Raw genomic sequence first — 25,697 nt, 5'->3', positions numbered from 1 at the left:
ATAACAGTGTGCGATCACCGAGATTGCAAAGACGAAAAGTCATCGACCCCATAGGTGCGCAGCATCGTCTCCAGGCGCCGCGCCGCCGGCGACAGGTGCTGGTGCTGGCTGACGACCCCGACCTGCACGCACTCCGGCGGGTCGAACCTGCGCAGCACAGCCCCTGCCGCCGCGGCCCGCCGCGCGTAGCCGCCGGCGACGACCGCCCTGCCCCCGGCGAGCAGGAGCTGGACGACCGCCTCGCTGTGCCGCGTCCGGACGTCGGTGCCGTCGATCCGGAACCGCTCCTGCCTCGCCAGGGGTTCGACGCGTACCGCGGGATGCTCGACCGGCAGGTACGTGACGCCGAGCTCGCACCGCCCGTCGACCACGTGCCGGACCAGGTCGTCCTCGTCCCGGGGCCCGTGGACGCGGACCGGCACCCCCGGATGCCGCCGCCGGAACGCCGCGATCGCCGGCGCCACGTCGACGGCGAGGGGGTCCAGGACCGCGACGTCGAGCCAGCCCGCGGCGAGCCCGACCACGCAGCCGACGGCCGCCTTCGCGTCGGCGACGTCGGCGAGGACCTTCCGGGCCGGGTCGAGCAGCGCCTTGCCCGCCGCCGTCAACGCCAGGGGCCGCTGCCGCCGGTCGAACAGCTCGACGGCCATGTCCCGTTCGAGCGCCCGGATCGACTGCGACAGCGACGGCTGCGCCACGTGCAACGCGCCCGCCGCCGCCGTGACGCTGCCGTGCTCGACGACGGCGACGAAGTACTCCAGCCTGCGCAGATCCATGGCGCCGTCACCTCTGCCGCTGCGCGTGGTCGATGAACGCCCTCGCCGTGCCGGACAGCTCACCCGAACGGTGGACCAGGCCGTACGGCAGCCGCAGCGCCGGCACGACCCTCCTGACCACCGCACCCCTGGCGGTGGCCTCGTGAGCGGCGACGTCGGGCATGAACGCGGCGCCGACGCCGGCGATGACCAGCTCGGTGATGAGGTCGCGCTGCCCGCTCTCGACGACGACCCTGGTCCTGACCCCGGCGGCGCGCAGTGCGGACTCGACGAGGAGCCGGGATGCGCTGCCCCGCGGGACCCCGAGCAGGTCGACGCCGGCAAGGTCCGCGAGGCGCACGGCGTCGTCGGGCTGGTCGGCGATGAGCTGCCACGCCGCGCGGCCGGGCATTCCCCGGCGCGAACCACCGCCCGCCGCGCCGGCCGGGTGTGGCGTGCCGGGCAGGCCGGTCGGCTGCGGCGCGCCGGGACGGTGGGGTGCCGGGCGTGCGGCGCCGGTCCGGTCCATGTCCGGCGGCGGGAACACCAGGACGAGATCGTGCGCGCCCAGCGCCACCTCGCACAGCCCCAGCCGGGCCGCCGGCAGGTGGACCAGGCCGAGCTCGCTCACCCCGTCACGAACCCGCGCGAGCAGCGCCTCGTCGGTGTCCCGGTCGAGGCTGACCGAGACCCCCGGGTGCGCCCGCAGGAACCCGCCGACGAGCGCCGCCCCCGGATGCGCCCCGAGCGGCGCCGACGCCACGATCTCCAGGCTGTCGTGCTCGGGTCGCCCGCCGACGGCCTCGCCGGCGACCGCGACGTCGCGCATCAGCAGCCGGGCCGGGCCGAGGAACGCCCGTCCCGCCGCCGACAGCGTCACCCCGTGCGACGCCCGGTGGAACAGCGCCGTGCCGAGGTCCCGCTCAAGGGCCTTCACCGACTGCGACATGGTCGGCTGGGCGACGTTGAGCGCGGCCGCCGCCCTGCCGAACCCGCCGTGCTCCACCACGGCGAGGAAGTACCTGATCTGCCTGGTGTCCACAGATCACACGTCTTTCGGCACGCACCGTGCAGAAAACATTCCGACAGTGTTACGTGCGTGTGCCGAGCGTGTCCAGGATCTGCTCGCCGAACTTCGCCGGCTTGTACCGCAGGCACACCTCCCGGGCCCGGACCCCACAATCGTGACGGCCGCGGACCCGGGAAAGAACCGCTACCAGCACGCCTCGCGCTGCGGGACCCGGTCCGCGTCCGGCCGGCGGATCATCGCGGTGAGCGGTGGCAGCCGGTACTCGGCGTCGGTCACGTGCTCGCCCCATTCGGTGCCTGTGTCGGTGCCTGTGCCGTCCGGTCCGGTCTCGTGGGCCGACACCACCGCCAGGAACGTGTTCGGCGCGGCGCCGTGCCAGTGCCACTCACCGGCCGCGACGACGACGGTGTCCCCGGCGCGCACCTCGTGGATCGGGCCGCCCCGGCGCTGCACCCGGCCCACGCCGTGCAGGACGGTCAGGATCCGTCCGTACGCGCAGCGGTGCCAGGCCGTCCGCGCGCCAGGGCTGAACTGCGCATGGAACGTCTGGAGATGGGACGGCTCCAGACCGGTGACGTCCCGGTCGATCCACACGACGCCGGAATAGCACTGTTGCGGGGCCTGCCGGCCTCGGCTCGGGGCACGGATGACTTCCATGGATTTTCCTCCCTGGTCGAACTTCTGGATCGAACTTCTGGATCGAACTTCTGGATCGAACTTCTGGATCGAACTTCTGGATCGAACTTCTGGATCGGACTCGCTGGATCGAACGCCCGTGCGGCGCTCGTCGTGGACGGCGTCAGGTCTTGTAGTCGGCCCAGGACATGTCCCACGCGGTCCAGCCGTCGCCGGGGTCCAACGGCACCCCGGTGTTGTGCGTGGTGACCGGGTCACCGACGAGTGTCTGCTCGTACAGCCACTTCGCGTTCGCGGTCGAGACGTTGGTGCAACCGTGGGAGACGTTGCGCTTACCCTGGTCGCCCACCGACCACGGCGCGGCGTGGATGTACTGGCCGCCCCACGTCAGTCGCATGGCGTACTGCACCGCGACGGTGTACTCCGGAGTGCGGAACACCGTCGATGCCTCCCGCGACATGACCACGGTGGTGCCGCTCGACGTGGGCGTCGACGGCTTGCCGAGGCTCACCGGCATGGTCCGCACGAGCGCGTCGTTCTGGTAGACGTTCAGCTGTTTCGTGGCGTTGTCGATGTCGATGGTCAGCTTCCGGCCGATCGTGACCGTCGCCGCGAAGTCCTCGTCGGCGTGGCCGTTGCCGATCCGCACCCCGTTGAGCGCCTTCCGCGCGGTGATCTTCGTGCCCGGCTGCCAGTACTGCTCCGGCCGGTACATCACCTGCCGGCCGCCGAACCAGTGCCACGCACCGGCCTGCGGCGGATCGCTCTTCACGAAGAGACGCTGCTGCACGGCGGCGCGCGACTCCTGCGGCACGTCGGAGCCGAACTGCACGACGATCGGCATGCCGACGCCGTACGTCCCGCCGTTGGTCAGCATCAGATCGGACGTGATGGCCGGGCCGCTGGGCTTCGCCGCCGTGGTGAAGGCCGTCTCCCGGGTCACGGGTTTGTTGTCGGCGCCGACGGCGGTGACCTTCGCCGTGTAGGACGTGCCGTAGCGCAGCGCGGTCGCGGGCACCCACGAGGAGCCGTCCTCCCGGAACTCGCCGGCGACCCGTTGGCCCGCCGCGTCGGTCAGGGCGACCTCGGTGATCTTCCCGTCGTTCACCTTCGTGCCGATCTCGGCGCTGACCGCCACGCCCGACTCGCCCGCAGCCGGAGTGACGGCCAGCCCGACCGCCGGGACCGGTGGAGCGGTCCATTTCGCCGCCGTGTGCTTCTTCGGACTGTGACACCCCGACAGGCCCAGCTGCGCTCCCACCGCGAGCGCGACCAGCGCGACCGCGGTCCGACCGGGCCCCCTCATGTTCTCTGCCTGTACATGGACATGCGGGCATCGTCGTTCGCGTCCGGGCGAGACCGGGGCGGCAATCGAGTGACAATGCGAAGGACTCGGACCCGCCGCGGCGGACTTCCTACATGACGGCGTCCACGATCTGCTGTGCGAGCCCCTCCCATTTCGCGTAGGCGTCCGGGAAGGCCGACCGCTGCACCAGCTGCGCCGCGACGGTGACGGCCTGCTGCTCCCAGCCCTGGATCTTGGCCAGTGCCGCGTAGAACCTGCGCGCGGACTCGCGCGGGTCCATCAGCTGGTCGACCGTGCCCCAGCTCGGCCGCTGCTGGAAGAGGCCGACCGAGTCGTAGTCGTAGCCCACGCCTTCGTTGGGTCGCCGCAGTGACTGCGGCAGGTTCGGGTTCGCGAGGTTTCGCAGGTGACTCTCCTGCAAGGCGGTGGCGATCCCCACGACGGCCGCGCGGCGCGGCAGGTTCAGCTGCCGGGCGACGTCGATGATCGCGACGGCGTTGTTCATCTCCGCCTGGGTCAGCCCGCCGACGGGCGCGGGCACGGTCGGCGACGCCGGTTGCGTGGCGGCAGGCGCCGGGGCGGCCTTCGTCGGTGTCGGGGTGGCATTCGCCGCCGGTGGGGTGCCCTTCCCCGCCGGTGGGGTCACGGTGCCAGCGCCGTCGGCGGGTTTCCGGTTGCGGCTGCGTGAGGCGGGCCCGTCGGCCGCCGAACGTCCGGCGTCGCCGGCGAGCGCCACACCATTCGCCGGCGTGGCGCCGGGTCCGGGTCCGGCCGACGACGACAGCGTCGAGGACAGGCCGACCGCCGCGACCGCGACGGTGACCACGGCGTACCGGCCGATCTCGAGCGGAACGGCTGCGCGCAGCCGGAAGCGGGCCGCGTGCCGGCCCCGGCGGGAGCGCCGAAGGTGGCGGGGGCCGCGCCCGTGCCCCCCGTTGGGCTGCTGGTCATCGTCGGCGACCGGAAGCATCCGGCGAGCCTAGGGCGACCCGGATCCGGGTCCCTGCCAGGCGTTCGAATCAGCCGACGGGACAGTTGGCGGGCCGCACGCCGCCGGGGTGCGGTCGGCGAGACGCACCGGGGGATGACGCACCTGACCGGCGGGCAGCCCGCGTGGTCCGCGGTGTGCACCCGGTCCATTCGCCACGACGTCGTCACGCCCGGTAGCCGAACAGCGTGCCGGATTCGAGGCCGCTGCGCCGCCCCCTATAGGGTCCTCGCATCCGTCCGGCCCACCGTCATCCAGTTCGGGTGACACCGCGGCGGATCCGCTGAGTCGCATCCACGCGAGCCGGGGACCCAAGCACCACCGGGGTGAATCCGCGGGGCCTGAGCCTCGAGGTAGGGCGATCTTCCCGCCCGAACCCGTCAGCTAACCCGGTAGGCGGCACCGGAAGGAGCACTCCGTGCGGCCTCTGACCCGGCATCACCCCTGTCGCAGCACCTCGACCCGCGGCCCGGCCCGGTAGCCGTCCCCGACGCCCGCCGGCCCGCCGCCGGCTCTCACCACACCTGCCGCAGGCCGGTGTGGACGCCCGCTGCCCGGATCACGTCCGGCACCGGCAACAGCAGCCGTCATCCAGCATGTCTGTCGAGGTACCCGTGAGTTACCTGTACAAACCCAGGCACCAGAACCCCACCTCGCCGCGCTCCCGCGTGCTGCCGATCGCGGCGGCCGCGGCGGTCCTCGCGGTGACGGTGGCCGTCGGCGTGGCCGTGCACGCCTCGACCCCCGCACCGGTCGCCGACGCGCAGTCGCTGACCTCCGCGGATTCGTCGCAGCCCGGCGCCGGTCAGGCCGCGCGCGATCGGCAGCGGACGCAGGCGGCACCCGATCCGGCGACCAACCCGCCGAAGGCCGGCGCCAGCGCAAAGCCGTCCGCGCCCGCCACGCCTGCCGCGCCCAGCACGCCCGGCACGACCGCACCGGCCCCCCCGGCGGCGAAGGAGCTCGCGTACCGGTTCGCCTGGCAGGAGAACTACTACTTCTGCGGTCCGGCGGCGACGCGTATCGCCCTGACCGCGCGATCGATGTATCCGTCCCAGTCCGAGGTCGCCCAGAGCCTACGCACGACCGTCAACGGCACCAACTCCGCCGACGACACCACCCGGACGCTCAACGCGTACACGAAGACCTCCTTCTACAAGTCGCGCTACATCACCGGTCAGTCGGCCACCCAGGCGGAGATCGACCGGATGCAGGCGGACGTCGTCAACGCGATCGCCAACGGCTACGCCGTGGTCGCCAACATCGCCGGTTCCACTGTGGACGACAAAGGGGGCGCGCACTCGTATCCGGGCGGCCACTACCTCACGGTGGTGGGCTACAGCAACGGCGGCAAGACGGTGAAGATCGCCGATCCCGCCGACGCCCTGGGCGTCGGGTACTACACGCTGACGACGGCCAAGCTCGCGCACTGGACCGCGCTGCGCGGATACTCCGCCTGACGCGGCCACCAGCGGCTCGTGGGGCGGCGCGCCGGGCGGCTCGTCAGCGGCCCAGTGCCCGCACCCGGCTGGGTGGCTGGAACGCCTGGACCGGCTGGCCGCGCAGCGCGCCCGCCATGGTCTGCGCGACGGCGCTGTTGACCGAGCCGGCGATGCCGCTGCCCACCTGGTCGTTCGGGTTGTCCACGTTCACCGCGATGCCGGCCGCCGCGATCTGCGGGGTGAAGCCGGCGAACGTCTCGGTCGAGTTGTACTCGGAGCTGCCGGTCTTGCCCGCGACCGGGCGGCCGCCCAGGATGCCGGACACGTTCTCCGCCGTGCCGCCGTCGCACTTGCCGTACGCCGATGCCCGGCTGACCGGGCACCGTGCCGCGTCGGTCGCGGCGGCCGCCACGTCGGCGCTGACCACCTGCCGGCACTTCGGGTTACCGGCGTCGACCGGTTTGCCGTTGGCGTCGGTGATCGACAGCACCGGCAGCGGCTGGCAGTACAGGCCGCCGGCGGCGACCGCCGCATAGGCGTTGGCGAGATCCAGCGGTGTGGTCGAGGCGACGCCGAGGGTGAACGACCCCCACTGATCCGCCTTGGCCGCCATCGCCGCGTCCGCGCCCGAGCGGAACGTGATGCCGAGCCGCTGCGCCATCTCGACCACGCGGCGCGCACCGACCTGCTGTTCGAGCCAGACGAAGTAGGTGTTGACCGAACGGCCGAAGCCGTTCCACATCGTCCGGTCCCCGTTCATCCAGCTCGGGGACTCGTTCGCCGGGCACCACCTGCCCCCGCAGCTGCCCGGGCCGCTCGCCGGCCACACGGAAGCCAGCCGGCTCGGTGCGTTGAACCTGGTGCTCAACGGCATGCCCGCGTCGAGGGCGGCGAGCATGGTGAACATCTTGAACGTCGAACCCGCCTGGTACCCGGCGACACCGCCACCGCCGGCGACGAGCTGGTTGACGGTGTTCGGGTACCGCGGATGCTGGGGCGGGTTGGGATCCAGGCTGTAGTGGCGGTTGACGGCCAGCGCGAGGACCCGGCCGCTGCCGGGGGTGACGACGGCCAGCGGCATCGACCGCGCGCTGCCGTAGCCGTAGACGCTCAGCGACTGGTTGAGCGCGATGGCCTGGATCGCCGGGTCGAGCGAGGTAACCACCGTGTAGCCGCCGGTGCGCAGCGCCTCGTCGCGGTCGGCGCGGGTGGCGCCGAACTCCGGCTGGCTGCCCCACCACTGCCGGAAGTAGTCGCAGAAGAAGCCCCAGTCGTTGTGCCCCGGTGGGACGGACACGCAGTTGTTGGGTAGCTCACGCTGATTGAGCTTCAGCTCCTGGGCCTGTGCCGCGGTGGCGTCCCCGGCGCTGATCACCCCCATCTTCGTCATCGCGTCGAGGGTGTAGGCGCGCCGCCGCAGGGCCGAGTCGCGGTCGCCGCTGATCGGGTTGTCGGCATCCGGTGACTGCAGCAGCCCGGCGAGCAGTGCCGCCTCGGGCAGCGTCAGGTCCAGGGCCGTCTTGCCGAAGTACGTCTGGCTGGCGGCGTAGATGCCGTAGGCGCCGGCACCGAAGTAGGCGATGTTCAGGTAGCCCTGCAGGATGTCCTGCTTGCTCAGGTGCTGTTCGAGCTCCGTCGCGTAGCGCATCTCGCGTATCTTGCGCGCGGGCGTGTCGGCGGCCGCGTCGATCCGCTGCTGCGGCGACAGGCTCGGGTTGTTCTTCAGCACGTTGCGGACGTACTGCATCGTCAGCGTCGAAGCGCCCTGCTGGGCGCCGCCCCGGCCGTTGGAGACCAGCGCGCGCAGGACGCTTTTGCCGTCGACGCCGCGGTGCTGGTAGAAGCGGGTGTCCTCGGCCGCGACGACGGCCTGCTGCATCACCGGTGCGATCTGCTCCAGCGGTACGTCCTTACGGTTCTCGTCGTAGAACGTGGTGATGAGCGTCTTGCCGTCCTTGGCGTAGACGTAGGTGGTCTGCGGCGGCGGCGGCAACGCCAGGTCCGACGGGAGGTTCTTCCACACGTCGCCGCCGGCGTTCACCGCGGAGCCGCCCATGAGTGCGAGCGGGAGCACACCGGCGGCCACCACCAGTCCCGAGATGACACCGCACAGGATGAGCCGGCCGAGCCCCCTGAGCCCGCGCGCGAACGTCGAGCGCCTCGGCGCCTCGTCTGCTGCAAGGCGGGTGCCGGCGTCGTGCTCGGGCCGGCGTCGGGCACGGACGAGACGCATTGACTTCTCCCAATGAGACAGCGGGTGGTTCGCAGGCCGCCGATCCGGGTGGACCGATGCGACGGGCGCGCCGCTACCCGGGGGGTTTCCGGCCAAACGGCAGGGGGCACCCGGCCGCCCGGATCGTCACCCCCTGGCGGGGATCACCCTCCCGCCGGCCGGTGATCCCCCTGGTGAGGAGGGATCGGATGACGGCCGGGCAATCGGGCGCCGAACCCGGCGGGCTCTGTTCGGCTGGATCGCACGGCGCACTGTGGCCGTTCGAGCGGGGGGCTTCGCCGGCACCGGCGAAGGCTCACCCGGACAACGGCTCACCGGCGACCGTCGACAGAGCGGTCTGCGGCCCGACACCGCTGCCACGCGAGGCGACCGAAGGGAAACGACGCCATGTGCGGCTTCCTGATGTACGTGGGGGACTTCGCCATCTCCCCAGAGGCCCTTGGCCAGGTGGAACGGCAACTCGAGTTGCTCGATCACCGCGGCCCCGACGACATGGCCCTGGAGAGGGTCGGACAATGCGTGGCGGCCGGTTTCAAGCGGCTCGCCATCATCGACGTGCACGGCAGCCGGCAGCCGTTGCGGTACCCGCCGACCGGGCCGGACGCGGGCCGATGGACGCTGGTCTTCAACGGCGAGATCTACAACTTCGAGTCGCTGCGCGAGGAACTGATTCGCGTGCACGGCGCGGAGTTCGCCACGGACGGCGACAGCGAAGTGGTCGCCGCCGCCTACCACTACTGGGGCGAGGAGGCCCTCGACCGGTTCCGCGGCATGTTCGCGTTCGCCCTCTGGGACGAGGCCACCGAGACGGTCCACGCGGCACGGGACCCGTTCGGGATCAAACCGCTGTACTACATGCCGACCCAGGAGGGACTGTGGCTGTCGAGCGAGAAGCCGCCGCTGCTGGGGATCGCCGACGGGGAACTCGACCAGACCGCGCTGTCGCTCTACCTGACGATGCAGTACGTGCCCGAGCCGTACACCCTGCACCGGAACATCGCCCGGCTGCCCAGCGGCGGGCTGCTCACCCGCGCGCTCGGCTACCCGCCGGTGGTCCGGCGACGCGGCAGGCCCAGGTTCCGTCCGGAACCGGCCGTCTCCGAAGCGTCCATTGTGGAGGAACTGCGCGACGCGCTGCGGGAGAGCGTGCGCTGCCATCTACGGGCGGACGTCCCGGTCGGCGCGTTCCTGTCCAGCGGCATCGACTCGACAGCCATCGTTGCGCTTGCCGCCGAGGTCCATCCTCGCCTACGCGCCTTCACCGCCGGCTTCGACACCGCCACCGCATACTCCGAGTTCGACGTGGCCGAGCGGTCGGCCCAGCACCTCGGGGTCGAACTGGTGCCCACGATCGTCAAGCCGGAGCAGGTGATGGAGGCGCTGCCGGGCATCATCTGGCACCTGGGCGACCCGGTCGCCGACCCGTCGATCGTCCCGCTCTACTTCCTGGCGAAGACGGCGGCGGAACACGTCACCGTGGTGCTGTCGGGCGAGGGCGCGGACGAGCTCGCCGGCGGCTACACCATCTATCGGGAGCCGCGTTCCCTCGCGCCGGTCCGCCGGCTCGGCGAACCGATCCAGCGTGGCCTGCGCGCCCTGGCCCGGGTGGTCCCGGACGGCGTCAAGGGCAAGAGCTACCTGCTGCGGGCCACGACGCCGATCGAGACGCGGTACTTCGGCAACGCCCGTGTCCTCGGCGACGAGGAGAAGGCACGGATCCTGCGAAGCGGCGAACCGGGGGTGGGTCACCCGCACGTGACCGCGGCGCTCTACGCCGAGGCGGTGGACCTCGACGACGTCACCACCATGCAGCACATCGACGTCAACACGTGGTTGCCCGGTGACATCCTGACCAAGGCCGACCGGATGTCGATGGCGCACTCGCTGGAACTGCGCGTGCCGTTCCTGGACCGGGGCGTGTTCGAGGTCATGTCGCGGCTGCCCGACCGGCTGAAGGTGCCACCACACAGCCGGACCACCAAGTACGCGCTGCGCCGGGCCCTGGAGGGCATCGTGCCGGACTTCATCACCGAACGGCCGAAGCTCGGCTTTCCGACGCCGGCCCGGCGGTGGCTGCGCACGGAGCTCGCGGAATGGGCACACCACGTGCTGTCCACGTCGGGGGCGGGGCACCTGATCGACCTTGACTACGCGCACGAGCTGCTGAAACAACACGAACGCGGCGACGCCGACAACGCCCGGAAGCTGTGGATCCTGCTGTCATTCAGCCTGTGGCACGGCATCTTCGTCGACGGCTCGATCGTGCCGGCGCTGCCCAAGCGGCAGCCCCGGCCCGTGGGCACCGGGTGACGTCCGGCCGCCTGTCCCTCTGATGATCGCCGCAGTCGATCGGGTGCCGTCCACGGCGAGGCGTGGACGGCACCGCCGATCACGCAGGGTCCGGGTCGCGGAGGGCGTCGAGGATCTGCTGGCCGAACTTGGCGAGCTTGTTCTCCCCGACACCGCTGACCGTCGACAGCTGCGCGAGCGTCGTCGGGGCCTCCGTTGCGATCTGCCGCAGCGTCGCGTCGTGGAAGATGACATACGCCGGGACGCTCTGCTCCTTCGCCGTCGCCGACCGCCAGCTGCGCAGCCGCTCGAACAGCGGCGCCGCCTGCGCCGGCAGCTCCGTCGCCGCGGCCGCGCTGCGCTGCTTGGCAACCTTCGCCGCCGACACGGGCCGCTCCGGCTCCCGGCGCAGCATCACCTGCCGCCGCCGGCCGAGCACCTCGGCGCTGTCGTCGGTGAGCACCAGCGTGCCGTAGTCACCCTCGACGGCGAGCAGCCCCTGCGCGAGCAGCTGCCGCACCACCGCCCGCCAGTCGGCCTCGCGCAGGTCGGCGCCGACGCCGAACACCGTCAGCTCGTCGTGGTGCCACTGCACCACCTTGTCGGTCTTCTTGCCCAGCAGGATGTCGATGCACTGCCCGGCGCCGAACTTCTGGTTGCGCTCCTTCTGCAGCCGGAACACCGTGGACAGCAGCTTCTGCGCCGGCACCGTGCCGTCCCACGACTCCGGCGGGCTCAGGCACGTGTCGCAGTTGCCGCACGGCCCGCTCTGCTGCCCGAAGTAGGCGAGCAGCTGCACCCGCCGGCACTCCACCGTCTCGCACAGCGCCAGCATCGCGTCGAGGTGCCGGCCCAGCCCCCGCCGGTGCGCGGCGTCGCCCTCGGAACCCTCGATCATCTTGCGCTGCTGGACGACGTCCTGCAGGCCATAGGCCAGCCACGCGTTGGACGGCAGGCCGTCGCGCCCGGCGCGGCCCGTCTCCTGGTAATAGCCCTCCACGGACTTCGGCAGGTCCAGGTGCGCGACGAACCGCACGTCGGGCTTGTCGATGCCCATCCCGAACGCGATCGTGGCGACCATGACCAGGCCGTCCTCGCGCAGGAAGCGCGACTGGTTGTCGGCCCGGACCCGCGCGTCGAGCCCCGCGTGATAGGGCAGCGCGGGCACGCCGTTGTCCTTCAGGAACTCCGCGATCTTCTCCACGCTGTTGCGGGACAGGCAATAGACGATGCCGGCGTCGCCGCGGTGCTCGGTGCGCAGCAGGTCCAGCAGCTGCCGGCGCGGGTCCTGCTTCGGCACGATCCGATACTGGATGTTGGGCCGGTCGAAGCTCGACACGAAGTGCCGTGCCCCGGTCAGCCCGAGCCGGGTGCCGATCTCCTTGTGGGTGGCGGTCGTCGCCGTCGCCGTCAGCGCGATCCGCGGCACGTCCGGCCATCGCTCGTGCAGGACCGACAGGTTGAGATAGTCGGGGCGGAAGTCGTGACCCCACTGCGACACGCAGTGCGCCTCGTCGATCGCGAACAGCGCGATCCGCCCCCGCTCCAGCAGCCGCATCGTCTGCGGCGACGCGAGGGCCTCGGGTGCGAGATACAGCAGGTCCAGGTCGCCGCCGACGAACGCGGCCTCGACCGCCCGCCGGCTGTCGAAGTCGAGCGTCGAATTGATGAACCCGGCCCGCACGCCCAGCGCGGTCAGCGCGTCGACCTGGTCCTGCATCAGCGCGATCAGCGGCGACACCACGACCCCGACGCCGTCGCGGACCAGCGCCGGAATCTGGTAGCACAGCGACTTGCCGCCACCGGTCGGCATGAGCACCAGCGCGTCGCCGCCGCCGATGACGTGCTCGATGATCTCCTGCTGGCTGCCCCGGAACGTGTCGTAGCCGAACACGCGGCGCAGGACCTCGACTGCCGGCCCTGTCGTCTCAACCCCCACGGTGCTGTCCACGCGGCGATTCTACGGACGGCGACCGACAAGAATCGCCGCGCGGACCGTCAGTGCCCGTTCACCTACTGGCTGAACACGATCGGGCGCACCTCGATCGCGTTCCATTTCGCGTCGGGGATCATCGCGGCCAGCTCCACCGCGCGTTCCTTCGACTCGCACTCCACCAGGTAGAAGCCGGCCAGGAACTCCTTGGCCTCCACATACGGGCCGTCGGTCACCGTCTCGGCGCCGGCCCTGATCCGGACCACGGCGCTGTCCTTCGGATCGGCCAGGGCGTGCGTGCTCACCATCTCGCCCGATTCGGTGATCGTCGTGATGAACCGGTCGTGCCCGGCCATCACCTCGTCCACGTCGGCCTGGGTCAGTGTCGCCCAGACCTCCGGGTTCATGTGGATCAGCAGCAGATACTTCACGGGTGCGCTCCTGTCGCGTCGGTGTCCTCTGGTGACAGGTCGGAGCCGGACGGCCCCGCTCGACACACCTACGGTGCCTTGACCGCGGCCGGCAGCGGCAGCGACTTCGTCAACTTGGTCAGGGTCGCGGCGGCCTTCGCGAACTGCGTGCCGTTCGGATGGACGGACAGCACCGCGACGATGTACCGGTCGTTGTCACCGACGGTGCCGGTGGTGTGCAGGACCTCGCCGCTCATGTCGGGCTGGTTGGGCGCCGCGACGTCCACGAACGCTCCCGGCCCGCCGGCGGGTTCGCCCTGGGACAGGGCCGCGTTCGCCACGCATGGGGTCTGCGGGTTGTCGCCGAACCCGGACCAGCCCTGTTTCGCCGACCACGGCTTGCGGAACGTGCTCGGGATGCCGAAGGACTGGTCGTACTTGTCGGTCCCGCACTTCGTCGACTCGTGCAGGTTGCCCATGATGTAGTCGCGCACCGGCGCCGGCGCCTTGCCCAGGATGTACTGGTACACCCGGACCAGGTCACCGGCGCTCACCGCGGTGTATCCCCAGTAGCCCGGCTGGCTCGCCGGCGGCGGCGCGGTGTCCTGCAACCCGAGCCGCTGCACCATCCGGGTCACGATCTCCCGCTGCCCGTCGGCCTTCCACAACCCGGTCGCGGCGGTGTCGTCGCTGCTGCGCAGCATGACGTCGAGCTTCGGCCGGTCCGCCGCCGGCACCGTGTAGGACGGTCCCCGGTTCCAGAAGTAGTCCAGCGCGATCATCAGTTTCACCAGCGACGCCGACCTGAACCGCCAGCTCGCCTTCTGCTGTATCACGAACGTCCCCGACTGCCGGTCGAAGATCACGATCCCTGCCGTCACCCCGGCCGGCACCGTGACCGTCGCCGCGGCTGCCGTCGACGGGCTCGCCGCCACGGACGGCGTGGAGGGTCCGGCCGGGGGGCTGCTCACGGCGCTGTCCGACGGGGCTGGACGGGCCGGCTGCGCGGTGCCCTTGTCCCCGGACCCGCACCCTGCCAGGACGGCCAGCGTGAGACACGCGATCACGGCGCCGCGCACGAGCCTCACCCGCCGGGGCCGGGCCACGTCCTGTGCCGGCGGGAGCGCCGGCGAGGTGGTGGACGGTGCCGCCGGCTGGATGACCAGGATCGAGAGCATGGCCCATCCTCACGCGCCGCCTGCCCCAGCACAAACCCCGGGCGGTATTTGGCGTGAGGCGCGCGGGCGGGAGCGTTCGCCGAGGTCGGGCGGGGTCCGGCGTGCGCCACCATGGCGGGGTGGGGGACCGGGGGCGTCCGTGGTGGGCCGCTCTCGTCCTGGCGGTCCCGGTGGCGCTGCTGCTCGCCGGCCTGTGGGAGGCCATCGCGCTGTTCGCCGCCGTGTGCGCCGGTCTTGCCGGTCCGGTGCTCGCCCGGCAGTGGTGGAGCCGCCGCGAGCAGCGGGCGGCGCACGCGGACGGCGTGCAGGAGTGGTTCGGCCACGTTCCGCTCGACATCGTCGTCGCGTTCTGGGACATGAGCGTCGGTTCGGCGTTCCGGTTCGGCGCCGGCGTGCCGGTGCGGCTCGCCCCGAGGCCGCTCGGGCTGCTCGTCGAGGCCCGGCGGTCAGGTCCGGGCCGGCTGCGCGCGGAGCCTTCCACGGCCACCACGCGGGCGCCGGTGCTCATCGCGTGGACCGACATCGCAGCGGTACGGTGCAGCCCCCGCACCCGCCTGACCGGCTGGGGGAGGGTGGGGGTGCTGCCGTTCGCCGTCGTCGAGTTCGACCTGGACGGCGGCGGGGTGCTGCCGTTCGCCACGCTCGACCCCACCGGACTGGCGGAGCTGATCACGCACCAACCCGGAAGCCGGGCCGCGGGACCAGCGGGTGGGTGATCGGTCCAGCACCCTGCGTGGTTGAGTTGCGTCGGTTTCTGACGGTTCCGTACGGTGGCCTCCATGGCAGAACTGATCGAGATCGGTGTTTGGTTCGAAGCCCGGCCGATCACTGTTGAGCAGGGCGTCGACCGTTTCGAGGCGCTGCGGCGCGGCGACACGGGATGGGCCGCTGCCGATCCCGGGGTCGAGCGGTTCCACCGCGAGGTCGTCGCCGGGATCGACGCGGCGTGGTGGGCCGGGCCGGTCGTCGCGGCGGACACGCACGTGCTGCTGAGCCTGCGGCCCGACACGCCGGAGGAGGCGCTGCACCTCGTGCACAAGCTCGCCGACGACTGCGAGCTGCTCTGCTTCCAGCGGCCAGGCCGCCATCAGCCGGCGGCGTTGTGGCAGCCCAGGCGGCTGCTGCGGGTGCCGGTGCCGCGGCTGTCGACCGACGACGGTTCGCTCGCGCACCACCCGACCGGCGACGTCATCCGGGAGTTCCTCGGGCGGCTCGGCGCTGACAACCCCTCGGCGGTGCTGTGGCGCGGCGACGGGTCCTCGATCCGCGCCACGTATGTGCCCGGCCAGCGCGGCTGGCGCCTGGAGACCGTCGTCGGCGACCAGCGGAGCGAGGCGGCCCAGGACGACCTGGCCGGCGTGGTCGCGCAGTTCGAGGCGTTCGCCCATTCCTGACGGCAGCCCGTTGTGGTCGGGCACTCGTGGACGTATGCTCGTGGACGAGTAAACGTCGGCGAGTGAACCGGGGGTGGGCATGGCCAAGCGGCGCAAGGTCGGCAACCTGCTCGGCCTCCAGTTGCTCGCCACGCTGGTCGAGCGGCCCATGCACCCCTATGAGATGGCCACCGAGCTGCGCGGCCGCGGCAAGGAGCAGGATCTCAAGATCCAGTGGGGCTCGCTGTACACGGTCGTGCAGAACCTGGAGAAGCACGGATTCATCGAGGTGGCGGAGACGACCCGGGAAGGTCGCCGGCCGGAGCGCACGGTGTATCAGCTGACCCAGGCGGGCCGCGAGGAGGCCGCCGACTGGCTCCGCGAGATCGTCGGCGTCCCCGAGCGGGAGTATCCGAGGCTCAAGACCGCCCTGTCGGTGATCGGCGTGCTCCCACCCGACGAGGTGATCGACCTCGTCGAGCGGCGGATCGCCGTCCTGGAGCGGCAGCTCGCCGAGGAGCGGGCCGACCTGGCCAAGTTCCAGGCCACGGTGCCGAGGCTCTTCCTGGTCGAGGTCGAGTATTCGATCGCGATCGAGCAGGCGGAGGTCGACTGGCTGCGCGGGCTGCTCGCGGAGCTGACGGCCGGCACGCTGCCAGGCATGGCGGCGTGGCGGCACTACCACGAAACGGGCGAGCTGGACGTCACCGCGTTCAACGACCCCTGAACCGCGTTCAACGACCCCTGAACACCGTTCGACGACTCCTGAACAGGCAGAAAGACCCCGGACCGGTGCGGGAACACCGGACCGGGGCCCGACCTCGACCGAATCCCGCGGGAACGAGCCCGGCGAAGGTGTGTGCAACCGCCAGGATAGCGAACGCCCGTGGGACCGGTCTGCGACCAACGGAACCGGAGACCACCATGCCCGCTGCCGTCACGGCACACGACCTCGTCAAGACGTATCCCAAGGGCGTCACCGCACTCGACCGGCTGTCACTGACCGTCCAGCCCGGGGAGGTGCTCGGCCTGCTCGGCCCGAACGGGGCCGGCAAGTCGACCACCGTCAAGATCCTCACCACGCTCGCCCGGCCCGACTCCGGCACCGCCACCGTCTGCGGCCACGACGTGCTGCGCCACCCCGAGCGGGTGCGCCGCGTCATCGGCGTCGTCTCGCAGCGCTCCGGCCTCGACCCGGCCGCGTCCGGCCGGGACAACCTGATGCTGCAGGGCCACCTGTTCGGCATGCGGGGCCAGACCCTGCGCCGCCGCGTCGACGAGCTGCTCGACACGTTCGACGTCGCCGACGCCCAGCACCGGGCCGTCCGCGACTGGTCCGGCGGCATGCAGCGCCGCCTCGACGTCGCGCTCGGCCTCGTGCACCGCCCGGCCGTGCTCTTCCTCGACGAGCCGACCACCGGACTCGACCCGGTCGGCCGCGCGCAGCTGTGGGCCGAGATCACCCGGCTCGCCGGTGCCGAGCTCGCGATCCTGCTGACCACCCACTACCTCGACGAGGCCGACCGGCTCGCCGACCGGGTCGCGATCGTCACCGGCGGCCGGATCGTCACGGAGGGCACCCCGGCGAAGCTCAAGGCGGAGCTGCGGGGCGATGCCGTACACCTGGAGCTGCGGGAACCCGACGAGGCCCTCGACGCCATGCAGGTGGTGCGGGCGGTGCCGGGACTGCGGGACGTCAGCGTCGAGCGGCGGCGGCTGTCCGCGCGCGCCGACGACGGGGCGGCCGCGGTGCCCGGGGTCCTCGCGGCCCTGGAGACCGCGGGGCTGCCGGTCGCGAGCGTCACCGTCGCCCGGCCGTCCCTGGACGACGTGTACCTCAAGCACGCCGGCCAGCGCATCGCAGCGGAGGTGGCGGCATGAGCGGTCCGGAGCGCAGCGGAGGGGCCGCTCATCATGGGCGCAGTTTCAGCTCAGGCCGACGCCGGAGCGCAGCGGAGGTGGCGGCATGAGCGGCATGGTGTGGTTGACGGTGCGGCGGCTGAAGGTGTTCGTCCGGCAGCCCGCGTTCCTGTTCATCATGCTCATCCAGCCGGCGATCTGGCTGTTCCTGTTCGGCAACCTATTCCGGCGGGTCGTCGAGCTCCCCGGCTTCGGCACCGGCAGCTACCTGGACTACCTGGTGCCGGGCGTGGTCGTGATGAGCGCCGTGTCGTCCAACATGTGGTCCGGCATGGGTGTGCTCGAGGAGATCGACCGCGGCACCATGAACCGGTTCCTGATCACCCCGGTCAACCGCGGCGCGATCCTCAACGCCGCCGTCGTCGAGCAGGCCATCAGCACCACCGTGCAGTCACTGATCATCGTGCTGCTCGGGATGGCGGCCGGCGCGAGCTTCCCCGGGGTGCTGCTGATCGTCGCGTCGGTGCTGCTCGGCACCGTGTTCAGCGCGTTCTCCAACACGATCGGCATGCTGGTCCGGCAGCGCGAGACGCTCATCGGGCTCAACACGTTGCTGCTGCTGCCGTTGACGTTCCTGTCCTCGGCGTTCATCGCCAAGGACCTGATGCCGGGCTGGATGCAGGCCGTGGCCGCCGGCAACCCGGTCAACTGGGCCCTCGAGGCCGGGCGTGCGTCGCCTGACCTGGCCGCCGGCGGTGGCCTGCTCGCCCTCGCCGCGGCCATGGTGTGGCTGTCGACGCGGACGTTCCGCACGTATCAGAAAGCGGTCTGACTCCGGACGGTGAGCTGGATGCGGTGGTGCGCCGGGGACACCGCCTCATCCAGCATCGCCGCCGCCAGATCCGTGTACGTGGTTGTCCCGTCGACGAGGCGGCCGTCGTCGAACACCTCGAAGGCGCCGCTGCCCGGCTCGTCCTCCAGCTGCATCGTCGGGGTGAACAGCACCCAGTCGACCGGCCCGCTGCCGAGAGCCTCCAGCTCCGCCGCGCGGCCGAGGGAGAACGGCCGGTAGGCGTCGGGGAAGTCGGCGGCCTCGTACACCTTCACCCCGCCGGGGCCGTCGAGGGTCGTGGCCAGGCCCACCACGAGCAGCCGGCCGACGCCGGCGCGGACCAGGCCGTCGAGGAGGGAGCGGGTGCCGTCGCCGTACAGCCGCACCGGGTCGAGATCGGCGGTGTAGACCGCGCTGACCGCGACGTCGTGCCCTGCGGCGACGGCCGCGACACTGTCCGCGTCCGTGACGTCCCCGGCGACCGCGCCTTCCACATCCGGGTGCCGCGCCGGATCCCGCACGACCGGAGTCACCCGCAGTCCCCGCTCCCGCGCCCCGGCCGTGATCCGCCGACCGGCCCGCCCACCTGCTCCGAACACCACCAAAGAGGTCATGCCGGCGACCGTAGAACGCGAGACGTCGGTAACTGCAACGTAACCGGGGCGTGCGTTACGGTCGCCGGGTGAGCTCGCCGCTGCCACGAGACCTGTTCGACCCCGCGTGCCCGTCCAACGCCACGCCGTTCCAGATCGGCGACAAGTGGGCCGGGATGGTCCTCGTGTGCCTCCAGGACGGCCCGCGCCGCTTCACCGAGCTGCGCGTGCCCATGCACCGCGTCTCCGCGAAGGTCCTCGCCGAGACGCTGCGCGCCCTGGAACGCGACGGCATGATCACCCGCACCGCGTATGACGAGGTCCCGCCCCGGGTCGAGTACGCGCTAACGCCGCTCGGCCGCACTCTCTTCCCCGCCATGGACGCCTGCCGCGCCTGGGCCGCCGAGCACCTTCCCGCGGTGCTGACCGCCCGCGAGGACTACGCGTCGAGGGGTGCGTGATGTACCAGCGGTACGTGGCGATCGGCGACAGCACCACCGAGGGCATGGACGACCCGGACGGCGCCGGCGGCTACCGCGGGTGGGCGGACCGGTTCGCCGCGCACGTCGCCCGCGCGCAGCCCGGACACCCCCTCGAATACGCGAACCTGGCGATCCGCGGCCGCACCACCGCCCGCATCCGCGCCGAGCAGCTGCAGCCGGCCGTCGACCTGGCACCCGACCTCGCCACCGTCGTCGCCGGCATGAACGACATCCTGCGCGGGTCGTTCGACGTCTCCGCCGTCGCCGGTGACCTCTTCGCGATGCAGGAGGCCCTGGTCACCCGCGGCGCGACGGTGCTGACGTTCACGCTGCCCGACCCGGCGCCGGTGATGCCGATCGCGAAACCGCTGCGGGGGCGGGTCATCGCCCTCAACGCCGCGATCCGCAAGGCGTGCGCCGACAGCGGGGCGATCCTGCTCGACCTCGGCGCGTACCCGGTCGCATCCGACTCGCGGCTGTGGAGCGACGACCGGCTGCACGCCAACAGCGCCGGCCACGAACGCATCGCCGCCGCCCTCGCCCACGCCGCCGGCCTGCCCGGCACCGACGACACGTGGACCCTGCCGTTGCCGTCCGCCCCGCTCCGCCGCCGGCACGAGGTGCTGCGGGCGGAGCTGGCATGGAGCCGCCGGCATTTGCTGCCGTGGGTGGGCCGCCACCTGCGCGGCCGGTCGTCCGGCGACGACCGCTTCCCGAAACGCCCGGACCCGTCGCCGGTCGAACTCCCCGACACCTGAGCCCCGCCCTCGCCCCCGCCAGCCGACGCGGTGATGCGCGCCGCCTGCGCTGCTCCGGCCGTGGGCGCAGTGCCGGCGGCGTCGGTCTGGTCGGCGTGACCAGCGCGCCGCCCGTGCCGTTGGAGCCGTGTCGGCGCGCTGGTCCACAGCTCGGGCCGAGCGGTCGCCCGGATGAGCAGCGGCTCCCCGTGCCGGCGCAACGCCCAACCGCGGCCGGGCTCCGTGGGCATGTGAAACTTCGGCGGCTGGTGCGGGTGCCGGCGAAGAGCGACCGGCAACGGTCAAGATCGCAGTCGCTTTATCCCGGTGCGGGCCCTGGGTCGAGCGCTGGGACCGTGCGCATGAGCGCCCGCGTGATCATGGAACTTCGGTGGTGCCCCGAGGGCGTTGTGAAATGGAGCAGTACGGCGCCGCATCGGTCCGGCTCGCGACACGCCACGGTCTCGCGCGGGCTCGGGCACGCATCCCAGTCCGAACGCCGGACGGCTGCGGGTCAACGCGAAGCCATCCTGCGCGGGCCGAATCCCCGCGGACGCCAACACCCCGCGGTTCTCCCACAACGCGCACTGGGCGCGGAGCCCGCGACCGGGGCGCGCCGTCGATGTCTCCGGTGGGCGGCGCGCCGGTTGCCGGTCGTTCGAAGCTCCGTGCTCATGCGTGGGGCGGCCAGGTGTCAGGGGACCAGGATGACCTTGCCGCGGACGTGGCCGGACTGGCTCAGGTCGTGGGCCGCGGCCGCCTCGGACAGCGGGAAGACGCGTTCGACCGGCATGGTGAAGCGGCCCTGCCGGTACAGGTCGGCGGCCTCGTCCAGGGTCTGCCAGGCGCGGCCCTCCGACCCGTCGGTGACGCGGGCGCCGAGCTTCGGCGCGTCGAAGTCGACGATGCTGACCACGTCGGCGGGGGCAGGGGTGAGCGTGACCAGGTCGGCGACGGCGCCCCGGCCGGCGGTGTCGAGGGCCAGGTCGACGCCCTGCGGCGCGGCGGCGCGGACCCGGTCGGCGAGGCCTTCGCCGTAGGTGACCGGGGTGGCGCCGAGCGAACGCAGGAACTCATGGTTGCGCTCGCTGGCGGTGCCGATGACGGTGGCGCCGTGGGCGACGGCGAGCTGCGTCGCGGCGATGCCCACGCCGCCGGCGGCGCCGTTGACGACGATCGTCTGGCCCTTCTCAACGCCGCCGAGCAGTGCCAGCGCGCGGCCGGCCGCCTCGACGACGCCGGGCAGGCCGGCGGCCTCCTCGAACGGCATCCCCGACGGCTTGGCCACCCACAGCTTCAACACCGCGAACTCGGCGGCGCCGCCCCCGGCCGCCAGGCCGAACACCTCGTCGCCGACCTGCGGCGCGGCATCCCCGCCGGGCGTGCCGTCGGGTGCGGCGGGGCCGACGGCGTCGACCACGCCGGAGACGTCGCCGTGCGGGATCACCGGGAGACGGCTGGGGGTCGTGTCGCCGAAGGCGCCGCTGCGGACCTTCCAGTCGAACGGGTTGATGCCGACGGCGCGCACCCGGATCCGGACCTGGCCCGGGCCGGGCTGCGGCTCGTCGACGTCGACGACGTGCAGGACGCTCGACGGACCGTACTCGGAATACCGCAACGCTTTCACGTGAGCCACCTCCGGTGGGTGAGACGGACTGAGCGGGCGACGGGCACGACCCCGGCGCCCGGGTCCCGCAACGGTGCCCCGGGAGCCGGTGTGGAAACGGCGGCAGGGGTCAGGTGTTGAGCGGGCGGCGGGCCACCAGCAGCACGTGCGTGTCGGGCCACGGCAGCGGTGTGCCGTCCTGGGAGGACAGCTCCGCGACCGGGGCGAGCCGGTGCTCCACGATCCAGTCGTTGCGCCACGAGTGTGACGCGCCGTCGACCTCGAAGCCGATGTCGGTCAGCAGCGCCTTCCAGTCCGCGAACTCCAGGCCGCAGAACTGCTCGTGCGCCTCGGACAGCCAGTTGTCGGGATAGTCCTTGTGGGTGAGGAACTCCATCGCGTCGCTGAGGGCGATGTCGACGGTGCCGTCGGGCCGGGCGTCGAACGGCAGCGGGAAGTGGAAGTCGGCGGCGAACCGCTCCAGCCGCGCCCGGGCCGGCAACCCCTCGACGAGCGCGGCGATCTGGTCCCGGGACAGGCCCGTCAGGTCGGCAGGGGCGGCGGGGGCCACGCCGGCGGCGCCCTGCAGCGCGAGCCGGACCCGCAGGCCGCGGTTGTCGGGGCCGCACACGTCGGAGTTGATCCAGACGCCGCCGGGCACCGTGTGGTCATAGATCGCCTGCGCGAAGCGGCGCAGCGACTCCATCCGCCGCCCGTATGACCAGATCTCGTGGGTCAGCGCGAACGTCAGCGTGGTGTCGACCGACCGCGGCGCGAACACGGCGCCGCCGAGCACGTTGCGGCAGTAGAAGTAGACGTTGGGGTTGGTGAACCAGCCCTGCGCCTTGCGGTGCACGCACTCCTCGAACAGGTGCCGGGCGACCTCGACGCCGATCAGGTCGCTCTCCCGCAGCGCCGGCTCGCGGTCGGCCAGGGCGAGGACCGCGCCGGCGCCGCAGCCCACGTCGACGATCCGGCCGGGACGCACGTGCCGGCGCACCATGTCCCACTTGCGCTCGGCGCTCGCCTCGAACGCCTCGGCATAGGTGCGGTAGTCGCGGGTGGTGGTGAGGCCGCCCTCCTCGCCGACGACCGGGTCGTTGACGACCTGCGCGACCTGCTCCTCGAGGCGATAGCGGCCGTAGACGTCGAGGCTCGCCGGGTGCGCCAGGTCCCGCCACGCCTGGTCGCCGGCGGCGAGCCGCAGCAGCACGTCCCACGGCCGGTCCGGCGCCGGGTCCTGCTCGGCCTCGACGCCGGCGATGGCGAACCCGAGCTCCGCATACATCGCCGCGACCTCGGGCGTCGAGCACGCCACCACCGTGTCCTGCGGCGTCAGGGTGTGCCCGAGCACGGACTCGACGCTCTTGAGAGTGACGTCGGCGAACCGGTCGGTGTGCGCCGTGTCGAACACCGGCACGACCAGCGACCGCAGCCCCTCCTGGACGCTGAACCGCTCGATCGCCGCCTGCCGCCGGTCATAGCCGACGGGGTTGCGTTTGGTGTTCTGATGGTTGGCGCTCGTCACCGCCCACACCACCGTCCGCCCGCCGTCGCCGGCGAGTCCGCGCAGGTAGCTCGCCTGGAACCTGGTCAGCAGATGGTGACGGCCCGGGAAGAGGACGAAGCGCTCCAAGGGTCAGCCCTCGGCGGCGGGTGCCGGGTCGGCCTGCTGCACGACCTCGAACTCGAGCAGGCTGGAGCCGGACGCCACCGGCTTCGCCCGCTCACCCGAGTGCGCCTCGAGTGCCGGACCCTGCGCCCACGCCTGGAAGTCCTCCTCGGACTCCCACCGGGTGTAGACGAAATAGCGGGTCTCACCGGCCACCGGGCGTAGCAGCTCGAAGCCCAGGAACCCCTTCGACCCCTCCACGGCACCGTGCCTGGCGCCGAACCGGCGCTCCAGCTCGGGGCCCGCGCCTTCGGGAACCTCGATCGCGTTGATCTTCACAACCGCCATGTCCCAACCCTATCGGTCAGCTACGACACTTCCGCCCCACGACTGGATGAGGGACGTGCGGTGCGGGCTGTGGTCGTACACCTGCCGCTGACGCAGACATGAGCAGCCGGGGGCAATGCGTTGGGCCGTCACCGGGGGTTGGTGCGAGAATCGCGGCGTGACCGATGTGCTTGATGATCTGCAGTGGCGTGGCCTGATCGCGCTCTCGACGGACCTTGACGAGTTGCGCGCCGAGATGGCGAAGGGACCGCTGACGTTCTATTGCGGTTTCGACCCCACCGCGCCGAGCCTGCACATCGGGCACGTCCTGCAGGTGCTGACGATGCGGCGGTTGCAGCTGGCCGGGCACCGGCCGCTCGCGCTGGTCGGCGGCGCCACCGGCCTCATCGGCGACCCCAGGCCGTCCTCGGAGCGGCAGCTGCACTCGCGGGACCAGGTCGCCGAGTGGGTCGAGAAGATCCGCGGCCAGATCGAGCCGTATCTCGACTTCACCGGCGAGCACTCGGCGCGGATGGTCAACAACCTGGACTGGACCGCGTCGATGTCGGCGATCGACTTCCTGCGCGACATCGGCAAGCACTTCAGGGTCAACAAGATGCTGACCAAGGACGCGGTGAGCGCGCGGCTCAACTCCGACGCGGGGATCAGCTACACCGAGTTCAGCTACCAGATCCTGCAGGGCATGGACTTCCTGGAGCTGTTCCGGCGGCACGGCTGCCGCCTGCAGACCGGCGGCAGCGACCAGTGGGGCAACCTGACTGCCGGCACCGACCTGATCCGCAGGGTCGAGGGGCAGTCGGTGCACGTGCTCGCGACGCCGCTGCTGACCAACAGCGCGGGGGAGAAGCTCGGCAAGTCCACCGGTGGCGGCAGCCTGTGGATGGACCCGTCGATGACGTCGCCGTATGCGCTGTTCCAGTACCTGGTGAATCTCGAGGACGCGATCGTCGGTGGCCTGCTGCGGCGGTTGACGTTCCTGTCCAGGGAGGAGATCGAGGCCCTGGAGAAGGAGACGGCGGACCGGCCCGCGGCGCGACTCGCCCAGCGGCGGCTCGCGGAGGAGGTCACCCGGACCGTGCACGGTGCGCACGAGACCGAGCAGGTGATCGCCGCGTCGCAGGCGCTGTTCGGCCGCGGGGAGCTCGCATCCCTGTCCGCGTCGACACTGCGCGCCGCGTTGTCGGAGGCCGGTTTGGTACGAGCTGAGCCCGGCACGTCAGTTGCCGACCTGTTCATCTCCGCCGGGCTCGTCAGCAGCCGCAACGAGGCGCGGCGCACGGTCGCTGAGGGCGGTGCGTATGTGAACAACGAGCGGGTGAGCGACGCGGAGGAGATCGTCGCCGCCGACCGCGCCCTTGCCGGCGGCCTGCTGGTGCTGCGCAAGGGAAAGCGGACCTTCGCCGGGGTCGAGCTCGGCTCGATTTGACTCTGTCGCAGCACTCCACGTAGCTTTTGCGAGCGCCACGGGGCACCTGCCCGGTGGCGCTCTGCGCGACCGGGGCACACGAGCACCACCGAGCGAGTGATCGATTTGGTGGAGATCGGGAAGCCGGGTAACGTAGATGACCGGCAGGGAAACGGACGGCGCGCAGGACGCGGCGGACGGCCTGCCGAAGCTCAGAACGACCGATGACCGGGTGACCGGTCGAAGGTCATGCCCCCGAGGCGGACGGCAGCCAGTCGACAGTGTCGATTTGGATGCGGGTCGCGGAGCGGGTAACGTTGACAGTCGGCAGGGATACGGACGAGGCACGCGGGTCGCTCAAACGAGCCGCAGCGGACGTCCTGCCGAAACCATACGACACTCGACCGGGTTACCGGAAGAGTCGTTGTGTGTCCGTAAAACGGGACAAAGTACGGCGAGCCGGACTTGACACCGTAAAGCGGATGTGCTAGTGTAAAGCGGAACGAAGCGCCCTGGGTGAGCGGAACTGGAAACAGTGAAGCTCTGCGGTGTGCGTTGGTTGTTTGAGAACTCAACAGGGTGCTTGTTAAGCCAGTGCCAATTGATATGACCCCGTGACACGGGCCTTTGGGTTTCGTGTCCGAGGATT

23 protein-coding genes and 1 riboswitch are annotated in these 25,697 nt (G+C 71.7%); of the genes, 10 read left to right on the top strand and 13 right to left on the bottom strand.

The annotated features are described in order from the left end of the window. Positions 1-14: 14 nt before the first annotated feature. The 5 genes from AB0K00_RS44030 to AB0K00_RS44010 all read right to left on the bottom strand — a co-directional run bounded on the left by AB0K00_RS44030 (position 15) and on the right by AB0K00_RS44010 (position 4,697). Positions 15-776, bottom strand: coding sequence for a LysR family transcriptional regulator (locus AB0K00_RS44030; RefSeq protein ID WP_363534411.1), 762 nt, complete (start codon positions 774-776; stop codon positions 15-17). 7 nt (positions 777-783) lie between these two features. Beyond that, entirely contained in the window at positions 784-1,797 is a 1,014-nt protein-coding gene (locus tag AB0K00_RS44025; RefSeq protein WP_363534408.1) for a LysR family transcriptional regulator, read from the bottom strand. A gap of 171 nt (positions 1,798-1,968) precedes the next feature. Beyond that, on the bottom strand, positions 1,969-2,442 hold the full coding sequence (locus AB0K00_RS44020; RefSeq protein ID WP_363534405.1) for a cupin domain-containing protein: 474 nt from the start codon (positions 2,440-2,442) through the stop codon (positions 1,969-1,971). 142 nt (positions 2,443-2,584) lie between these two features. Then, on the bottom strand, positions 2,585-3,727 hold the full coding sequence (locus tag AB0K00_RS44015) for an Ig-like domain-containing protein (RefSeq protein ID WP_363534402.1): 1,143 nt from the start codon (positions 3,725-3,727) through the stop codon (positions 2,585-2,587). 109 nt (positions 3,728-3,836) lie between these two features. Then, complete coding sequence (locus AB0K00_RS44010) at positions 3,837-4,697, bottom strand: hypothetical protein (protein WP_363534399.1); 861 nt, start codon at positions 4,695-4,697, stop codon at positions 3,837-3,839. A gap of 289 nt (positions 4,698-4,986) precedes the next feature. Beyond that, positions 4,987-5,129, top strand: a riboswitch (cyclic di-AMP (ydaO/yuaA leader). Between the two features lie 200 nt (positions 5,130-5,329). On the opposite strand from AB0K00_RS44010, the gene AB0K00_RS44005 reads away from it, so the two are divergent. Continuing rightward, positions 5,330-6,175, top strand: coding sequence for a C39 family peptidase (locus AB0K00_RS44005; protein ID WP_363534396.1), 846 nt, complete (start codon positions 5,330-5,332; stop codon positions 6,173-6,175). A 43-nt stretch (positions 6,176-6,218) separates the two neighbouring features. Here AB0K00_RS44005 and AB0K00_RS44000 read toward each other — a convergent pair whose 3' ends face one another. Beyond that, the gene (locus tag AB0K00_RS44000) at positions 6,219-8,390 is read right to left on the bottom strand and encodes a transglycosylase domain-containing protein (protein WP_363534393.1); all 2,172 of its coding nucleotides are present in this window, start codon (positions 8,388-8,390) and stop codon (positions 6,219-6,221) included. Positions 8,391-8,777: 387 nt separating this feature from the next. On the opposite strand from AB0K00_RS44000, the gene asnB reads away from it, so the two are divergent. Further along, a complete protein-coding gene (gene asnB, locus AB0K00_RS43995; RefSeq protein WP_363534390.1) occupies positions 8,778-10,700 on the top strand; it encodes an asparagine synthase (glutamine-hydrolyzing) in 1,923 nt (640 codons plus the stop codon). Positions 10,701-10,779: 79 nt separating this feature from the next. Here the strand turns inward: asnB and recQ are convergent, their stop codons facing one another. From recQ to AB0K00_RS43980, 3 genes are all read right to left on the bottom strand, one after another. Further along, a complete protein-coding gene (gene recQ, locus AB0K00_RS43990; protein WP_363534558.1) occupies positions 10,780-12,618 on the bottom strand; it encodes a DNA helicase RecQ in 1,839 nt (612 codons plus the stop codon). A gap of 74 nt (positions 12,619-12,692) precedes the next feature. Next, positions 12,693-13,043: a YciI family protein gene (locus tag AB0K00_RS43985; protein WP_363534388.1), complete on the bottom strand. Its 351-nt coding sequence runs from the start codon at positions 13,041-13,043 to the stop codon at positions 12,693-12,695. 68 nt (positions 13,044-13,111) lie between these two features. Further along, positions 13,112-14,200 (bottom strand): hypothetical protein, encoded by a 1,089-nt coding sequence (locus AB0K00_RS43980; RefSeq protein WP_363534385.1) that lies wholly within the window; start codon positions 14,198-14,200, stop codon positions 13,112-13,114. Positions 14,201-14,319: 119 nt separating this feature from the next. Here AB0K00_RS43980 and AB0K00_RS43975 point away from each other — a divergent pair, with 119 nt between their 5' ends. The 5 genes from AB0K00_RS43975 to AB0K00_RS43955 all read left to right on the top strand — a co-directional run bounded on the left by AB0K00_RS43975 (position 14,320) and on the right by AB0K00_RS43955 (position 18,265). Beyond that, positions 14,320-14,916 carry a hypothetical protein gene (locus AB0K00_RS43975; RefSeq protein WP_363534382.1) on the top strand — a complete coding sequence of 199 codons (597 nt, stop codon included), beginning with the start codon at positions 14,320-14,322 and terminating at the stop codon, positions 14,914-14,916. 63 nt (positions 14,917-14,979) lie between these two features. Continuing rightward, positions 14,980-15,594, top strand: a complete 615-nt coding sequence (locus AB0K00_RS43970; protein WP_363534379.1) for a hypothetical protein — start codon at positions 14,980-14,982, stop codon at positions 15,592-15,594. Between the two features lie 79 nt (positions 15,595-15,673). After that, entirely contained in the window at positions 15,674-16,300 is a 627-nt protein-coding gene (locus AB0K00_RS43965; RefSeq protein ID WP_363534376.1) for a helix-turn-helix transcriptional regulator, read from the top strand. Between the two features lie 197 nt (positions 16,301-16,497). Continuing rightward, positions 16,498-17,454: an ATP-binding cassette domain-containing protein gene (locus AB0K00_RS43960; RefSeq protein WP_363534373.1), complete on the top strand. Its 957-nt coding sequence runs from the start codon at positions 16,498-16,500 to the stop codon at positions 17,452-17,454. Between the two features lie 85 nt (positions 17,455-17,539). Beyond that, on the top strand, positions 17,540-18,265 hold the full coding sequence (locus AB0K00_RS43955) for an ABC transporter permease (protein ID WP_363534370.1): 726 nt from the start codon (positions 17,540-17,542) through the stop codon (positions 18,263-18,265). Here AB0K00_RS43955 and AB0K00_RS43950 read toward each other — a convergent pair. Next, positions 18,250-18,879 carry an NAD(P)H-binding protein gene (locus AB0K00_RS43950; RefSeq protein ID WP_363534367.1) on the bottom strand — a complete coding sequence of 210 codons (630 nt, stop codon included), beginning with the start codon at positions 18,877-18,879 and terminating at the stop codon, positions 18,250-18,252. The two genes, AB0K00_RS43955 and AB0K00_RS43950, sit on opposite strands and share 16 nt — an antisense overlap. Positions 18,880-18,947: 68 nt before the next feature. Between AB0K00_RS43950 and AB0K00_RS43945 the strand changes: the two genes are divergently transcribed. Further along, on the top strand, positions 18,948-19,319 hold the full coding sequence (locus AB0K00_RS43945; protein ID WP_363534364.1) for a helix-turn-helix domain-containing protein: 372 nt from the start codon (positions 18,948-18,950) through the stop codon (positions 19,317-19,319). Continuing rightward, complete coding sequence (locus tag AB0K00_RS43940) at positions 19,319-20,098, top strand: SGNH/GDSL hydrolase family protein (protein ID WP_363534362.1); 780 nt, start codon at positions 19,319-19,321, stop codon at positions 20,096-20,098. Before AB0K00_RS43945 ends, AB0K00_RS43940 begins: the two co-directional genes overlap by 1 nt. A gap of 673 nt (positions 20,099-20,771) precedes the next feature. Here the strand turns inward: AB0K00_RS43940 and AB0K00_RS43935 are convergent. The 3 genes from AB0K00_RS43935 to AB0K00_RS43925 form a co-directional block, all read right to left on the bottom strand. Further along, a complete protein-coding gene (locus AB0K00_RS43935; RefSeq protein WP_363534359.1) occupies positions 20,772-21,704 on the bottom strand; it encodes an NADP-dependent oxidoreductase in 933 nt (310 codons plus the stop codon). A 109-nt stretch (positions 21,705-21,813) separates the two neighbouring features. Then, the gene (locus AB0K00_RS43930) at positions 21,814-23,319 is read right to left on the bottom strand and encodes a class I SAM-dependent methyltransferase (RefSeq protein ID WP_363534356.1); all 1,506 of its coding nucleotides are present in this window, start codon (positions 23,317-23,319) and stop codon (positions 21,814-21,816) included. Positions 23,320-23,322: 3 nt separating this feature from the next. Beyond that, positions 23,323-23,643, bottom strand: coding sequence for an antibiotic biosynthesis monooxygenase (locus AB0K00_RS43925; RefSeq protein ID WP_363534353.1), 321 nt, complete (start codon positions 23,641-23,643; stop codon positions 23,323-23,325). A gap of 157 nt (positions 23,644-23,800) precedes the next feature. Between AB0K00_RS43925 and tyrS the strand changes: the two genes are divergently transcribed. After that, on the top strand, positions 23,801-25,069 hold the full coding sequence (gene tyrS, locus AB0K00_RS43920) for a tyrosine--tRNA ligase (protein WP_363534351.1): 1,269 nt from the start codon (positions 23,801-23,803) through the stop codon (positions 25,067-25,069). The last annotated feature ends 628 nt before the right edge of the window (positions 25,070-25,697 follow it).

It is taken from the genome of Dactylosporangium sp. NPDC049525 (assembly GCF_040676755.1).
Classification (GTDB): domain Bacteria; phylum Actinomycetota; class Actinomycetes; order Mycobacteriales; family Micromonosporaceae; genus Dactylosporangium.
The sequence above is the reverse complement of the archived record's forward strand: the minus strand, read 5'-3'. Positions and strand labels throughout refer to the sequence as shown.

Coding starts and splice junctions, on each gene's coding strand:
- AB0K00_RS44030 (WP_363534411.1), bottom strand. CDS start 776: ATGGATCTGCGCAGGCTGGAGTACTTCGTCGCCGTCGTCGAGCACGGC.
- AB0K00_RS44020 (WP_363534405.1), bottom strand. CDS start 2,442: ATGGAAGTCATCCGTGCCCCGAGCCGAGGCCGGCAGGCCCCGCAACAG.
- AB0K00_RS44015 (WP_363534402.1), bottom strand. CDS start 3,727: ATGAGGGGGCCCGGTCGGACCGCGGTCGCGCTGGTCGCGCTCGCGGTG.
- AB0K00_RS44010 (WP_363534399.1), bottom strand. CDS start 4,697: ATGCTTCCGGTCGCCGACGATGACCAGCAGCCCAACGGGGGGCACGGG.
- AB0K00_RS44000 (WP_363534393.1), bottom strand. CDS start 8,390: ATGCGTCTCGTCCGTGCCCGACGCCGGCCCGAGCACGACGCCGGCACC.
- asnB (WP_363534390.1), top strand. CDS start 8,778: ATGTGCGGCTTCCTGATGTACGTGGGGGACTTCGCCATCTCCCCAGAG.
- AB0K00_RS43980 (WP_363534385.1), bottom strand. CDS start 14,200: ATGCTCTCGATCCTGGTCATCCAGCCGGCGGCACCGTCCACCACCTCG.
- AB0K00_RS43970 (WP_363534379.1), top strand. CDS start 14,980: ATGGCAGAACTGATCGAGATCGGTGTTTGGTTCGAAGCCCGGCCGATC.
- AB0K00_RS43965 (WP_363534376.1), top strand. CDS start 15,674: ATGGCCAAGCGGCGCAAGGTCGGCAACCTGCTCGGCCTCCAGTTGCTC.
- AB0K00_RS43960 (WP_363534373.1), top strand. CDS start 16,498: ATGCCCGCTGCCGTCACGGCACACGACCTCGTCAAGACGTATCCCAAG.
- AB0K00_RS43955 (WP_363534370.1), top strand. CDS start 17,540: ATGAGCGGCATGGTGTGGTTGACGGTGCGGCGGCTGAAGGTGTTCGTC.
- AB0K00_RS43950 (WP_363534367.1), bottom strand. CDS start 18,879: ATGACCTCTTTGGTGGTGTTCGGAGCAGGTGGGCGGGCCGGTCGGCGG.
- AB0K00_RS43940 (WP_363534362.1), top strand. CDS start 19,319: ATGTACCAGCGGTACGTGGCGATCGGCGACAGCACCACCGAGGGCATG.
- AB0K00_RS43925 (WP_363534353.1), bottom strand. CDS start 23,643: ATGGCGGTTGTGAAGATCAACGCGATCGAGGTTCCCGAAGGCGCGGGC.